Consider the following 14498-nt stretch of genomic DNA (forward strand, 5'->3'; position numbering starts at 1 on the left):
ATAATATTTCTATTTCTCAGAATTGGGAAGATCAACGGGCAAGAAGGAGGCTGGAAGGCGATGATATTTTCAAAGCGATGAAGGTGCGTTACGATCACCAAGTTATGATGCCTCCTAATTACACTGCTGTAGCGAAGTTTCTGTATATCATCATGGCATTTTCGGTTGTTGGTTTCTATTTCTTTGCCTTTGGGTTTATTTTTCTTGTAGCTGTTGACTTGTTTTACTGGCTGTTTGGCAGGGGCGGTGTTGAAGAGTTTTATTTGGGACTTTTGATGAACTTATGGCTGTGCTTGCCTGTGGTGATGGTCTGCTTGTTTTTTTGGAAGGGGGGGAGGTTTTTAGAAGCAAAAAAGCCGACGGTCTTTTATGGCATGCGCGAGGCGCCGCTTTGGCAGCTTAACCGCCAAACAGGCTTGTTCACTATCTTTGATCCTAAGAATGCTTGGAAGACTCGCTTGGAAGCCCCTTTCTGGGAGTTCGATGCCTTTCTGCAGAGCTCCCCCGATACCCAGGGCAGTGCCACCTACTCGCTGATTCTCTATCACCCCTTCCAGCGAATCCGGCAGAAACTGGATGCCCAGTTCCCGCCGACCAAGATGCCCGGGGAACTGGTTGCGGCGTGGCAGTTCCTGCAGCGCTACATGGACGTCTCGCAGCCGCTGCCCGATGTGCCGGGCCTGGAGATTCACCGCCATAAGGATCCCACTACGGCGGCAGCCGATCAGCAGCAGGGCCGCAACCCGCGCTACTGGCGTGACATGGACGAAGCCAGCGTCAAGAAGATCCAGGAAGAGAAGTACCGCAAGAACATCCGCCTGCGCTAAGCCACAGTCATCGAGTCATCACCGGGCCTTCACAGGAAGGCCCTAGCCCCCGCTGTTGCCTGAAACCGCGCAGCGGGGCGGAAAACGATGAAATCAGGGTAGGCGCGGGGCGTCTGCCCCGGCGGTAGCGTGGGGAGGCGTGAAGGCTGCGGTTCAGAGAGCGCGTCTCGCCAGTATGAAAGATCATATCGGAACGGGAAATTACATGTCCTTAAACCCCGAGAACTCGGTACGCCTCCCGTTGGGTCGCGTCACACAGGCAGCCAATTTACTACTGGTGCGCACCTTGGAGGGACTCTTCCCGCTTTGGGGTCCGCTGATCTTTGGTATTTGTTCGCTAGCTGGCATCTTGTTAATGGCAACTGGCTCGCCGATAGGCGGCTTCCTTCTGATAATTTCTCCTTTCGGCGTACTGCTCGCTCTTGGGATAGTCTGGTTACTGGTTGCTAACCATATGGTGATGCTCTTTGGTGAGCACGACAGCGGTCGCAAAATGGCGATGTTCGTGTTGGTAATGTTCGTATTGCCGGTAGTGCTGCTGATTGCAGTGCACGACACCTTGTTAATCAGGAGCACGAGCTCTTCGGTACCTGGATATGTGCTCGCAGGGATGGTGCTGGGGCTGATGTTGCTCGGACCGTTTGGGGTCGATCAGGTCGTCACCCTTTGGCCTCACCGCATCGGCTTGTTGGCCCATACACTCAATGTGCTGCTGATACTAGCAATGATGGAGATTGCTTTCCCTTATCAGGAAACGCTGGTTGAGGATGTTCGTTTAAGTAGTTGTCGCACTGTCAAGAGCTCTTCACGTACGGGCGTGAAGCTTCACACTCTATGTCTGGCCCGTTTCGAGCTGGACGGCAAGGATCTTGGAATATGGCTCGCCCCAAGCGCTGAGCGTGGTGTGCGGGTGCGCCATGGGCTGTTCGAACACTACCGCGCAGCACCTTGATGCTCTGACTTGCAGCCTTAAAAGCGGGCTGTGCGAACTCTCGCCGGAACGCGTTTTACAGTTAAGGATAGAGTGCCAGGAATATTTACTTTGTTTCTATCTGATCGCTCTTTAATCACTAAGGAAAAGCGCATGTTACCATTAAGTTTCAAACGGTCTTTCGACATCGAGTTTCTCCAGTCCCTTTATGATCACCTCCAGGGCCATGACGAATCATTGAAGCTGGTGCTTAGAACTAAGAGCGGACGCAAGACCGATGTCCCCAGCAAGGCTGGCATTGGGGAAATTCGCAATAGCAGCAATAAGCCGCTGTTCGGTATGGGGCCGAAAGAAGGCATCGTGCATATGAAGCACGCAGGAGAGCTGCGTGCTCCATTGCTCGCCTTTCTGAAGGAACAGGGTGTCGCTCGTCAAGAAGTCAGCTTTGATACTGGAATCATCTGCATCCTGGCTTATGCCGTGCTAGTCGCAGGGGGCGGATTGGTTTATACCGTCAATAATTATGTCGAATTCCTTTACCCTTATATTCTTTCCTGCTTGGCTTTTGTTCTCTCGGGCCTAGCGTTGATGGCCTATTCGTATAAACCTGACCAAGAGAAATGGGTCGTCCCTTCCGTAATCCTCCTCGCCATTGGCGCCTTACCCACCTCCCCGGCGAGTCTCTTGACGTTGCCGATGATCAAGTCGCTCGGCCGAGCCAAGCTGAAAAGGCTTCTTAACCAAGACGGAGAAGGCGCAAAACCATCCCATACATAGCCCCATTATGCCTCAGTATAGGAGAATGCAAGTGTGAGTAATAAAGAAGAAAAAAATGTAATAGAAGATCTCGATTTCGAATGCTCCTCGTGTGGTTCTTGCTTCTGCAAGGATTCTCAATGGGTCACTAACCTACTTGAGTCCGGGGCAGCCGCTTGCCCAAGCTGTGGTGGCGAGCTTCTGCTTGGGAAAGAGGAGAGAGATGGACTGGCTGCCTTCATTAAAAAGAAAGATAGATTCGGGAAGGCAATGTTTGTCTTTATGCTGATCTACGCTTTAGGTGGGCTCATCGTATCCCTCTTTTTTGGTGGGCTGGGTTTTTTGCTTTATATGCCCATGGGGCTTGTGGTCTTCTCTTGTTTAAAGATGCTGTTCGATAGCAAGACTGATCTTTCTATTCGCTTGGGGCTGGCGGAGTAATCCTGTTTTGAGCGTTTGGTAGCGTTCTGGTGGCAATAAAATTTTCTTTAGTAGAGTAAAAAAGAGGGTGCTGTGGAGAATAAGGTATTTGGTGATATTGAAATTGATGTTGAAAATTTACCTGAAGAGAAGGAGGTGCCAAGGTTTGAGTCTCGATATGAGGCTTACTGCAGGGAAAGCAAGACAACCAAGGTTGTTGCTAACATGATAATGGGTGTGGCCGCATTGATGGTTTTTGTCGGGGGGTGTTTTTTGATCTTCGGGCCAAGCACCGTCATGATCAACTGATTTTCAGGCCCTACATTCATACAGTTTCTTCAGCTATATCCCGGCCCTATCGTTTCAGTTGGAGCCCTTTTGGCTTTTTTGGGAGGCAGACTCGTCCCGATTAATCACACTCCTGAGAGCTATATGTTGACATATTATGGGTTAAAGAGCGAGGAAGAGTGGGATAGGCCTGTGAAAGTGGAGCATGTAGAGGGTAACGTGTTTCGTTTTGACCACTATAGCGAAGAAGAGCTAAGTCGCTTTGGGGTTGATGAAGGCCAGGGCGGTACTGAGCGTACTGGCACGTGATTTAAATCTGTTATGGAGTTCATAGGGTAACAGAGTTTTTGTTTTGAAGGGATTGACTACATGAAATGCACTTCATGCCTAGCGGGAACCTGGTCCTCAGCTTTCTGGATGACTTGTTTCGTTGTCACACATGCGATAACTGCGGTAGCAATTGGGTCTTGATCGAAGATTACATAGGTATCTTGATGATTTTGACTCGAGATCAATGCGCGATGGCCGCGATGAGCAGGAATAGGCCTAAGGGAACTGCTACCCAAAGCATCAGGGCTAGCGGTATCAGTGCGGCGCAGCGCCTTATTCGCGGCCGCTTGTCTCCCCAGCGAATGAAACAAGCACATAGCGGGCTGGCAATCAGGGAGGCAATAACTATGAAATCTGCATCTTCGTCTTTACTCATGAAAATGGCGGGAGGCAGCCGGTTCATAGGCCAATAATCGAGACGCAGTATCATCAATGCCAAGGTGGCCGCGATGAGGCCCATGGCAATTTGCCAAGGATAGCTGTGGCGAGCCAGATAGCGTCGGATAAGAACATAGACTATTCCCGTCACCATTGGAGCCAGGCCGGCGAATGCATAAACCAAGGGGAAAAAAGGAATGGCAAGTATCAGTCCAGGAGAAACGAGGACAAGTGGTAAAATGGGGAGCCATGGCCCAAGCACGACATAAACAAGAATGGATTCCCACGCAGGTGTCGCAGGAGGGGAAAGCTTCTTGGATTCCGTTCGCATGGGTCTTGTCGGTCTCAGGGATCGAGGTGAAGCCCGGTGCGGCAGGCTCGATTTGCGGGGGACATCAGGAGCCATGTTTCCATGGCTCCTTATGGGGAGTTACGAGGCAGGTTCGCTACGCGAGGCCTTGAGGCGAGCCATGACGTCTTCCACGGCATCGCTCTCCTTATTGATGCCCGCCGCCTTCAAGCGCTCGTCGAGATCGGCGCCGGTAAGCTCCTTCTCCAGTTGCACGCTGGCGTGCTGCTGGTCCTCGATGCGTTGCTGCCGCTCGCGGATACGCTCCAGAGTGGCCTTGGCACTGGTCAGGGAGGATTGGTTGCTGCCGATATTGGTGTCGATCTGTGCCGTAGTACGCAGCACCCGCTCGTTGGTCTTGACGACTTGAAGCTCGCGTTTGTATTCGGCCAGCTGCTTCTCGGAGCGTTGCATACGCTCGCGCATGACATCCACTTTACCCTGCAGGTTGGTGCGGGTAGTGGAAAGATCGTTGCGCTGACGCTCGGCTTCAACGATTCGCTCCGCAACTTCGCGAGCGAGCTCTTCCTTGTTAGCTTGCAAGGCCCTGCGGGCTTCGTCTTCACGGCGTGCAATTTCGTCTTCAGTATTCTTGATCTGGCGGGCCAGTGAGGTGTTCTCAGCCATGAGAGCCGCGAGTTCCTGGCGCGCCAGGCGAAGTTCGTTCTCGGCGTCACGGATTTCCTGTTCGAAAATACGGTTCGCTTGGCTGTCCACTACCGATTCGCCCAACTCGTTGGCTCCACCGCGGACAGCGGTAAGAATTTTTTTGAGTATCGATCTCATTCCCTGTCGCTCCTTCCTGTTTACTTTAAAAATTCTTCAAATATTTCAAGCAGATCGATTGCGTTGTCGGCAAGAGTGGTGAGTTCCTGCGCGATTTCCCTGTAAGTTGCCGAAGTGGCAAGGGCACCATGCACGACATAGCGTTGCTCGATTTTGCCAAGAGCACTCAACGGCAGGGGCACGCTGAGCCGAAGCATGCTGTCGAGGAGTTCCGGAAGGCGCTCCGGAGTGACTTCGCTCTCATCAAAAAGGTAAGTGAAAAAAAGGATTTGTGTTTCGTCGAAAGTCAGGTAGACAGGCACCTCTTCTGCACCCGACACGGTGACTTGTAGAACGTCTTCTTTGCCTTCTATCGGCATGACATGAAAGTGGCGGCCTTCATAGGTGGTGTCACTGAGGTGTAACGTTAGGTCTTGTGTATCCACTTCGCTCTCCTTTTCTCGTGGAAGCCTGTTGACAGAATTAATACAACTCTTTAAGTTTATCCAGTTGACTCGGGGGTTGGCAACGACAATTGATTACGCATGTCGTTGAAGGGGGCTTTGCCAAGGATTTCTTAGGCGGCCTTGGGTGAAGTCTGTATCAGGGATGATTGCATAAATGTCGATATTCCTTTCTATTGTCACGTCTTTTCCTACCGTTTTCTTTACCGCTCTGCTCTGCGTGGCCGTTATCTACTGGCTGGTGTCCCTCACGGGATTGGTCGATGGCGATGCACTGGATGGTGATATCGGAGGAGATGGGGCGGTGGATTTCGGTGGTCTACTGGCCACCCTTGGGCTTCAGGGCGTGCCCTTGCCTCTCATGATGACGCTATTGTCTTTAACGGGGTGGTTGCTGAGCTATTTCGCTGACCTTTGGCTGGGTATCAGTGCTGCGGGGGGCTGGCTGAGCTGGTTATTGGGCACCATTCTCTTCATTGCCTCTCTGGTTGGTGCTTTCGTTGCAACCGCGATACTTGTCCGCCCGTTAAGGCCACTCTTCACGCGGGCATATCACAAACCGCAGGAAGCGCAGCTCATCGGCACGCTTTGCACGATTCGTTCCGGCTCGGTTGGTCCGAGCAGCGGACGCGCCGACGTGCATGTCGATGGCTCTCACTTGATTCTGCAAGTCAGAAGCGACACGGCTCTGGCTCGTGGAGATAGGGCCGTACTGATCGAGTACATGGCGGAAGAGCAGGCCTACTGGGTCGTACCAGAAAAAGAGTTCCATTCCGGCTGAGCCGGGTTATAAACGCGCAGGAAACATTGGGAGACTAAAGAAATGGACTTGTCATGGATCATGCCACTGATAGTTGCCGTTGGTGTCATCGCCCTCACCATTTTTGCCTTGCTGGCCTTGTTCCAGGCTTTCTATAGAAAGATCGACCAAGGGCAGGCATTGATCGTCAACGATCTTTCAGCGACACCGAAGGTTTATTTCACGGGTGCCATGGTGCTACCCGTCATCCATCGATCCGAGATCATGAAAATCTCGGTCATTACTCTCGAGTTGAATCGTACCGGCAAGGAAGGTCTGATTTGCCGCGATAACCTGCGCGCCGATATCAGCGTCGCCTTTTACCTCAGGGTCAATGCCACTGCGGATGACGTGTTGCGCGTTGCCAAGTCGGTTGGCGTGGGGCGGGCTTCCGACCGGGATGCAGTGAACGAGCTGTTCAATGCCAAGTTCAGTGAGGCGTTGAAGACCGTCGGCAAGAAGATGGACTTCATGCAGCTCTTCGACGAGCGCCAGCAGTTTCGTGACGCCATCGTCGAAACCATTGGCCAGGACCTGAATGGCTACATCCTCGAAGACGTAGCGATTGACTATCTCGAGCAGACGCCCAAGAGCTCACTGGACCCCAACAACATCCTCGACTCGGAAGGCATCAAGCGTATTACCGAGATCACGGCCCAGCATAACGTCGAAACCAACCGGCTGGAGCGTGATCAGGAGCTGGAAATCCAGCGCAAGAACGTTTCTGCCCGTGAAGCGGGGCTGGAGCTGGAGCGGACCCAGGCCGACGCTGAGGCGCGCCAGCGCCGGGAGATCGAGAGCCTGCAGGCGCGGGAGAGTTCCGAAACCGAGCAGGTTCGTCAGCGGGAGCGCGCCAAGAGCGAGGCTGCGCGGATCAAGACTGACGAAGAACTGGCGATTGCCGATGAGAACATGCAGCGCCAGATCGAGATGGCGGCCAAGGCCCGCGAGCGCGCTGTGCAGATCGAAGAGGTACGCATTCGCCAGGCGCGTGAGCTCGAGGACGTGAACCGCGAACGTGCGGTGGAAATCGAGCGCATCGGCATGGAAAAGGCGCTGGAGGAAGAGCGCAAGGAAATTGCCGACATTACCAGCCAGCGGATTGCCGTTGAGCGCAGCGTGGCGGAAGAAGAAGAGAACATCCACGATGTTCGCAACCGTGCCGAAGCCGAACGCCATAAGGTGACTCGTCTGACGGCTGCCCAGGCCGAGGCCGAAGAACGCAAGCTGAAGGAAGTGAGGCAGGCCGAGGCGACCTTCGAACGTTCCAAGCTCGAAGCGGAAGAGCTGGTGATTCGTTCACAGGCGGAACTGGATGCCGCCGAGAAGAAAGCCGCGGCGGACGAGAAGCAGGCGCGTGGTCATCAAGCGATGGCCGCCGCCGACGGATTGGCGGAAGCGCAGGTGCTGGAAGCTCGTGCACATGCGCTGCGCAGCGAGGGGCTGGCCCAGGCCGAGGTCAAGACGGCGAACGCCAAGGCCGATGAAGAAGCCGGCATGGCCGAGGTTCGCGTACTCGAACAGCGCCTCGAGGCAGAGGCGATGGGCGAAGAGAAGCTGGGCACCGCCAAGGCCCAGGCGCGCGAGGCAATGGCACGTGCCGAGGCGAATGGCCTGGTCGAGAAACTCAGGGCCTACGACAACATGTCCGAGGAGGCGCGTCATTTCGAGGAGTTCCGCATGAACCTCGAGGTGCACGAGAAGGAAGTCATGGCGCAGATCGAGGCCCAGCGCATCGGCATGCTGGAGAACGGCAAGGTCATGGCGGCGGCGTTGCAGAATGCCAAGTTCGAGCTGATCGGTGGCGACGGCGATATCTTCGAGAAATTCGCCAAGGGCCTGGGATACGGCAAGACCGTGCAAGGGGTTCTCGACAAGTCGCCGGCGCTGCAGGCGACCCTGATGGGGATCGCAAGCCGGGCAATGGGCAGCCAGCCGGCGGTCAAGTCCTCCGAGACCGCATGAGGCATGGGCGGCACCGCCTTGGGTGGTGTCGCCTAGAACGCGCTGCCGTCGGGGCCGGCACCTGCCGCCGCCCCGACCTTTCGCATCAGGGCCGCCATGTATCGCGCATGTTGCGGTCCTTGCCATTGCCAGCCTACTTCCAGGATGAAGACTATGTCGAAGGAACCATCTCCGGTCGAGAGCATCGTCAGGGAAAGCACAGCGTTCGAAACCATCCAGCGACGCTTGCGAACTCAGGGGGAAAGCCTGCATGCGTCAGTCGGGAAGCTGAACGAAGAGCGGGCCGGGGTTTTCGGTAGCAGCACCATGGCCTTGCTGGGGCGTGCCCGGGTGCGTACCGAGAACAATGCCGTTGCGCGCGATATGGTGCGCATCGGCGACAGGATACTGTTCGGCTTCAATGTGCAACTGGGCCTGCGCAAGGTATTGGAAGTCGTCGACCTTTTTGCTCTCTACTATCTGGAGGACACCGCCGAGGGCTTCGAGCTTCAGGAGGCACCGATCGAGGGCAGTTTCCTGACCGATGACCGGTTCGTCCAGGACTTCAGGGAGCTGCAGCAGTACTACAGCAATGCCGTACTGGTCCAACTGGTGACCATGAACGGGATGCTGCTGGCGGCTTTCCAGATTGGCGAAAAGCTGACCGATGTTCGTGTCTTCCGCTGGGAGCTGTCGGCGGATGGAAATGTCAGCCGCTACATCGACAACCGCGGCGAGCGCGACCTCGTGTTGCCGGAGCGCTTTGCCTTCCCCTGGAAAGAGGCGGGCCGCGACCATCATGAGCAGGGGCGGGCGCCGCACCTGAACATTCTCGATACGGTGTTCATCGACAACCTGCGCGGCAACATTACCTTCAAGATCGAGAACAACACCAGTAGCGGCGAGGGCATCTACTCCGACCCCGTGGAGTCCGACTCCCAGTCGTTGGACGATGCCACCTTCGAATACGCCGACCTGGGAGCCGTGCTGCTGGTTCGAATCCTGCCTTTCAATGAGAGGCAGTGGCGCTATTACCTGTTCAACCGCGCCGAGCAGGTGGTCCAGCGCATCGACGACATGGCCGGCTCGGTCGTGGTGCTTCCCGAGAACCATGGCATCATTTTTCCCTCGGGCTACTATCTCAACAGCGGTGAGCTGAGAACCTACGAGGTGCCCGACGAGGACTTGCGCTTCAAGCGTATGGTGCGCTCGCCGAACGGCGAGGACGTTCTCTACATCTTCTACGCACCCAAGACCGGTCATGTGGTGCTCTACCGCTACAACCTGATTCGCAAGCAGACCGACACGCCGATGGTCGGTCATGGCTTCGCGCTGCTGGAAAATGGTCACTTGTCGATTTTCCACTCCGACGATGAACCGACCCTGGTACACCCGATCCAGGTGTGGGACACGCCCTTCATGTCGGAGAGCTTCCACGCCCAGGATGCCGTTCGCAACGATACTCCGCTGGGCCGGATCGGTAACCCCGAGCTGGTGCGCGGCATCGCCGAGCTGAACAGCATCGTTCAGTTGGCCGGTGAACAGCAGGCATCCGAGCGGCATTACAATGCCATCATTCGCCGAGTGGATCGTGCGCTCAACCAGTTCCACTGGCTGGGGGAACCTGCCTTCCAGGCGGTGCACGAGCTGCTGGTGCAGCTCAAGCATACCGCCGAGCTGATGCTGGACGAATACGAAAAGGTCCTGGCGATTCGGGCGCAGACGGCCGAGGCGCTGGACAACGTCGGCAAGCGGCAGGATGAACTGCTGCGGGAGCTCAAGCCGAGCAGTTGGAAGACACCGGACCAGTTCGTATCGTATCTCAAGGCGCTGCGCGACCATCGCGGTGGCTTGCTGGCGCTGCGCGACCGTCGCTATCTCGACGAAGAGCGCCTCAAGGAGCTGGAGCAGGCGCTGGACAAGGCCGAGCAGAACCTGACCCGGCAGACCTTCGACTTCCTTGCCACCCCCGAGGCGCTGAACGGCTACCGGGAGACCCTGGCGGCATTGGCGGAGCGGGTGAAGGAATCCGAAACGCGGGATCAACTGGCGAAATGCGTGGGTGAGTACCGCGAGCTGACGGCTGGCCTCGACATGATACAGGCCATGCTCTCTTCCATGTCCGGCGACGATGCCACCCAGCAGACCCGTATCACCGAGAACATCTCGAGCATCTACGCCACCATCAACCAGCAGCGCTCCGAGGCGGAGATCCGCATGCGCGAGCAGGGCAGTGCCGAAGCACAGGCCCAGTTTGCTGCCCAGATCCGCCTGTTCGAGCAGAGCCTGGCCAACGGCGTGGGGGCCTTGCGCGAACCCGACGACTGCGACCGGCTGATGACACGGATGCTGGATCAACTGCAGGAGCTGGAAGGGCAGTTCGGCGAGTTCGATGAATTCCTGGGCATGATCCTGGAGCAGCGCGAGAGTGCCCACGAGAGCATCGAGGCGCGCCGCCAGCAGCTGCAGGACGAGCGCCAGCGCCGGGTCACCACACTCACCGATGCCAGCAAGCGCATTCTGCACAACGTGGAGCGGCGCACCGAGCGCTTCGAGACCCTTGAGGCCCTGCACAGCTTCTTCGCCTCGGATGCGATGGTAGCCAAGGTGCGCAGCATGGCGGAGGAGCTGCGCGCCATGGGCGCCAGCCTCGAGGCCGACGACCTGGCGGGACGCTTGCGCTCGACCCAGGACGCCGCCCTGCGCAGCGTCCGCGACCGGGCAGATATCTACGAGTCCGGCGGCAACGTCATTCGCCTGGGGCCGCGCCATCGCTTCAGCGTCAATCAACAGCATCTGGACCTGACGCTGGTGCCGCGTGACGAGCGGATCATGCTGCATCTCACCGGGACGCAGTTCCATGCAGCGCTGGCGGACGAGCGCCTCGAAGCGCTGCGCCCCTACTGGTCGATCACCCTGCCCTCGGAAACCGATGCCGTTTATCGGGCCGAGTACCTGGCCTACCTGATCATGGAAGAGATGGCCCGTCCCGGGGCCGAGCGGGTCAACGTCGAGGATCAGGCTGAGCTCGAGCGCCACATCAGCCGCTTTGCTTCGCCGCGCTACCGCGAAGGCTATGAAAAAGGCATTCACGACCACGACGCAGCCAGAATCGTGCGCACCCTTTGGCCCGCGCGCCAGAGTGCCGGGCTGCTCGGCTATGGCCCCTTGCCGCGGTCCATCGCGATGCTCTACTGGGCGCAATGCCGTGAGGACGAGGCCGCTTCACGCAACCTGCGCGCGCGCTGCCTGTCGGCGGGCATGCTGTGCCGGGTCATGGGCAATGAAGACCTGCTGCTGGCCTTGGTCGAGGAGGTTGCCCCGTTGCTGGACGCCTTCGTCAGCCAGTGCCAGCTTGCCGGGTCGCCGAGCGAACGCAGAAGCGCCTCGGAATACCTGGTGCGCCAGCTCGCCGAGGAGGGGGAGAGCTTCCCCGTCACCCAGTATGCCGCGGAGCTGGTCAACGGCTTTATCACCGCGATGAAGCAGCAAGGACACTACGGCCACTTCGAGGAGTCGCTGGCGGTGGTGGCCGGGCAGCCCGGGCCACGCTGGACGATCACATCACACTGGCTGCAGGCGCATGCTCGCAAAGCGGGCAAGGAGGCGCTGCTGCACTACCTGCCGGAAGCGATTGCCCTGTTGAATACGGCGGATCGATTGGCCACGGCGACCCACAACGTCGAGCTCTCGTTTCTCGTCGAGGGGCTGCTGGGGCAGCACCCGCGGCTGTCTCAGCAGGCCCTGTCGCTGCAACTTGACGATTTCCACGAACGCCTGCGCCACCACCAGCAGGAGGTGTTGCGCGGCTGGTCGGAGCTTCAGGAGCGCCGCCAGGCCGTCCTGCGTGAGCAGCGCGAACGGCTTCGTCTCGAGGAGTTCATGCCCAAGCCGCTGAACTCCTTCGTACGCAACAAGCTGATCACCGAGAGCTACCTGCCGATCATCGGCGACAACCTGGCCAAACAGATGGGCACCGTCGGCGACACCCGCCGTACCGACAACAGCGGCCTGCTGATGATGATCTCGCCTCCCGGCTACGGCAAGACCACCCTGATGGAATACGTCGCCAATCGCCTGGGGCTGATCTTCATGAAGATCAACTGCCCGAGTCTTGGACACGACGTGACCTCGTTGGATCCGGAAATGGCCGCCCACTCCACCGCTCGGGCCGAGCTGGTCAAGCTCAACCTCGCGCTGGAGATGGGCAACAACGTCATGCTCTATCTCGACGACATCCAGCACACCCATCCGGAGTTCCTGCAGAAGTTCATCTCTCTGTGTGATGGCAGCCGCCGCATCGACGGCGTGTGGGAGGGGCGTACCAAGACCTACGACATGCGCGGCAAGCGCTTCTGCATCGCCATGGCGGGCAATCCCTACACCGAGAGCGGGGAAGCCTTCAAGGTACCCGACATGCTGGCCAATCGGGCCGACGTCTACAACCTCGGCGACGTGCTGAGCGGCATGGAGGGCGTTTTTGCCCTTTCCTACATCGAGAATGCCATCAGCTCCAATACGGTGCTGGCGCCGCTGGCGACCCGCGGGTTGGACGACTTCTATCGCTTCGCCGACCTGGCAGCGGGCCGTGAGGTAGCGAGCACCGACTTCGAGCACGACTACAGTGCTGCCGAGCGGGAGGAAATCGTGGCGGTGCTGAAGCACATGTTCAAGGTACGCGAGGTAGTGCTGCGGGTGAATCAGCAGTACATCGCTTCAAGCGCCCAGGCGGATGCCTACCGTACGGAGCCGAGCTTCCGCCTGCAGGGCAGCTACCGCAACATGAACCGCCTGGCCGAGAAGATCTCGCCGATCCTGTCCGACGAAGAACTCGAAGCGATCCTCGACGACCACTACCTCGGTGAGGCCCAGCTGTTGACCCAAGGGGCGGAAGAGAACCTGCTCAAGCTCAAGGAGATTCGCGGTACCTTGAGTACCGAGGAAGCGCAGCGCTGGGAGACCATCAAGCGCGAATTCCGGCGCCGCCAACTGACCGGTGGGGACGAGGAGACCGGAGCGCTAGTGGTACGTCAGCTGAGCCTGATCGCCGAAGGAGTGGGTAACCTCGGCGCCTTGAAACCGACCGGGCAGAGCTACTGCGAGCCAAGCTGAACTTGGCAGTACGATGAGTGCGCACTTGGGCGGGAAAGATCAACGCCCAAGTGCGTAGTTCAGGAATGCTTGCGAATATTTCAGATATATCCTGGCATCAGGAAATAAAAGTCATGTTGATTTTGTCATGACTTCGAGGATAGCGCCTCGGGATGTTTGGGCGGTTGTTTGTTTGATGCGCGGCAGCGGGCAAAATGGTTCGGAAGATGCGGTGTGAATGATGATTTTCAGGATAAATTATATCTTTTATATGGTTTTCTTTGGGGCGCTTTTTATGCTTCTTTTGTCATATATGTATTTGCTAAAGAGCGTGTTGATTCCGGCGGCTCGGCAGCGTTTGGCATGAAATGGACAAAGACGGAAAGTAGCTATTTTTCTACACTCTTTTATGCATGCTTTCATTGTGTGTTATGGAGCTGCTTGAGTTTATTCTGAGCGAAGCCTTCTCAAGATGAGGTTTGTTTCTCGTCTGCTGTTCGTGATTTTGACGGTGGGATGGCTTTGGGTTTTTACGAGACTTTGCTTGGTCTTTTCAAGTATCTCTCTAGATGGGGGATGAGCCTCAAAGACTCCAGGTTGGTGACTAAAAAGTATCAGCGGATATTTTTGTTTTCGCTTTTATGTATGGTCGGAGTATTTTTTCATGAGCAATTTTTGGCTGTTTCTCCCCTTTGTGATGTTGTCGATCATGCGTTGAATATTGCACTGATGTTGGTTTTTTTATTGATGTCGGGGGTTTATTATACGGAAGTCACTGTACTGAACAATTCAGTCAGCAATTGATGGTGTTGGGATGGTGGCGTAGGTGCCCGCCAGCGAGTGGTGCGACATTGCCGTTTGCAGCGACGGTTTCTGGTTCTTGATGCCTTGACATCTGTCTTAGCATTGCTTCATGAGATGAGGTGGTGCTGGCTCGTCTAGCGGCCCTTACCTTCTTCGCCGGCAGTATCGAGACTTGAACCTTGGCCAAGCGGCATGTAAGACATTGCCGACAGTTTCTGTCAGCCTTCGCCTATTCGTGAGGGATCCCTCTTGCCTTACCCGGCGGGATCGGTAACCTACTGAAGCTGCCGGTAAGCGCTAAAATTAACGCTGTAATCGCACGGGGCTGAGATGAAAATCCGGCGCCATGCAG

At 56.7% G+C, this 14498-nt stretch carries 11 protein-coding genes; 8 read left to right on the plus strand and 3 right to left on the minus strand.

Annotated elements, in window-relative coordinates:
- Positions 1–77: 77 nt before the first annotated feature.
- From ACUY1T_RS09650 to ACUY1T_RS09670, 5 genes are all read left to right on the plus strand, one after another.
- Positions 78–827 (plus strand): hypothetical protein, encoded by a 750-nt coding sequence (locus ACUY1T_RS09650; protein WP_446022223.1) that lies wholly within the window; start codon positions 78–80, stop codon positions 825–827.
- Between the two features lie 175 nt (positions 828–1002).
- Positions 1003–1779 carry a hypothetical protein gene (locus ACUY1T_RS09655; protein WP_446022225.1) on the plus strand — a complete coding sequence of 259 codons (777 nt, stop codon included), beginning with the start codon at positions 1003–1005 and terminating at the stop codon, positions 1777–1779.
- Positions 1780–1911: 132 nt separating this feature from the next.
- On the plus strand, positions 1912–2535 hold the full coding sequence (locus ACUY1T_RS09660) for a hypothetical protein (RefSeq protein WP_446022226.1): 624 nt from the start codon (positions 1912–1914) through the stop codon (positions 2533–2535).
- A gap of 33 nt (positions 2536–2568) precedes the next feature.
- Entirely contained in the window at positions 2569–2955 is a 387-nt protein-coding gene (locus ACUY1T_RS09665; RefSeq protein WP_446022228.1) for a hypothetical protein, read from the plus strand.
- Positions 2956–3027: 72 nt separating this feature from the next.
- Positions 3028–3243, plus strand: a complete 216-nt coding sequence (locus ACUY1T_RS09670) for a hypothetical protein (RefSeq protein WP_446022230.1) — start codon at positions 3028–3030, stop codon at positions 3241–3243.
- 490 nt (positions 3244–3733) lie between these two features.
- Here the strand turns inward: ACUY1T_RS09670 and ACUY1T_RS09675 are convergent, their stop codons facing one another.
- The 3 genes from ACUY1T_RS09675 to ACUY1T_RS09685 form a co-directional block, all read right to left on the minus strand.
- The gene (locus ACUY1T_RS09675; RefSeq protein ID WP_446022232.1) at positions 3734–4261 is read right to left on the minus strand and encodes a hypothetical protein; all 528 of its coding nucleotides are present in this window, start codon (positions 4259–4261) and stop codon (positions 3734–3736) included.
- A 99-nt stretch (positions 4262–4360) separates the two neighbouring features.
- Positions 4361–5065, minus strand: a complete 705-nt coding sequence (locus ACUY1T_RS09680; RefSeq protein ID WP_446022234.1) for a PspA/IM30 family protein — start codon at positions 5063–5065, stop codon at positions 4361–4363.
- Between the two features lie 20 nt (positions 5066–5085).
- Positions 5086–5490, minus strand: coding sequence for a YjfI family protein (locus tag ACUY1T_RS09685; protein ID WP_446022235.1), 405 nt, complete (start codon positions 5488–5490; stop codon positions 5086–5088).
- A gap of 175 nt (positions 5491–5665) precedes the next feature.
- Here ACUY1T_RS09685 and ACUY1T_RS09690 point away from each other — a divergent pair, with 175 nt between their 5' ends.
- The 3 genes from ACUY1T_RS09690 to ACUY1T_RS09700 all read left to right on the plus strand — a co-directional run bounded on the left by ACUY1T_RS09690 (position 5666) and on the right by ACUY1T_RS09700 (position 13363).
- Positions 5666–6289, plus strand: a complete 624-nt coding sequence (locus tag ACUY1T_RS09690; protein ID WP_446022237.1) for a hypothetical protein — start codon at positions 5666–5668, stop codon at positions 6287–6289.
- 60 nt (positions 6290–6349) lie between these two features.
- Positions 6350–8272: a flotillin family protein gene (locus tag ACUY1T_RS09695; RefSeq protein WP_446022239.1), complete on the plus strand. Its 1923-nt coding sequence runs from the start codon at positions 6350–6352 to the stop codon at positions 8270–8272.
- Positions 8273–8425: 153 nt separating this feature from the next.
- A complete protein-coding gene (locus ACUY1T_RS09700; protein WP_446022241.1) occupies positions 8426–13363 on the plus strand; it encodes a DNA repair ATPase in 4938 nt (1645 codons plus the stop codon).
- The last annotated feature ends 1135 nt before the right edge of the window (positions 13364–14498 follow it).

The sequence above is a fragment of the Billgrantia sp. Q4P2 genome, from assembly GCF_052806135.1.

Coding starts and splice junctions, on each gene's coding strand:
- ACUY1T_RS09650 (WP_446022223.1), top strand. CDS start 78: ATGAAGGTGCGTTACGATCACCAAGTTATGATGCCTCCTAATTACACT.
- ACUY1T_RS09690 (WP_446022237.1), top strand. CDS start 5,666: ATGTCGATATTCCTTTCTATTGTCACGTCTTTTCCTACCGTTTTCTTT.
- ACUY1T_RS09655 (WP_446022225.1), top strand. CDS start 1,003: ATGAAAGATCATATCGGAACGGGAAATTACATGTCCTTAAACCCCGAG.
- ACUY1T_RS09660 (WP_446022226.1), top strand. CDS start 1,912: ATGTTACCATTAAGTTTCAAACGGTCTTTCGACATCGAGTTTCTCCAG.
- ACUY1T_RS09700 (WP_446022241.1), top strand. CDS start 8,426: ATGTCGAAGGAACCATCTCCGGTCGAGAGCATCGTCAGGGAAAGCACA.
- ACUY1T_RS09695 (WP_446022239.1), top strand. CDS start 6,350: ATGCCACTGATAGTTGCCGTTGGTGTCATCGCCCTCACCATTTTTGCC.
- ACUY1T_RS09675 (WP_446022232.1), bottom strand. CDS start 4,261: ATGCGAACGGAATCCAAGAAGCTTTCCCCTCCTGCGACACCTGCGTGG.
- ACUY1T_RS09680 (WP_446022234.1), bottom strand. CDS start 5,065: ATGAGATCGATACTCAAAAAAATTCTTACCGCTGTCCGCGGTGGAGCC.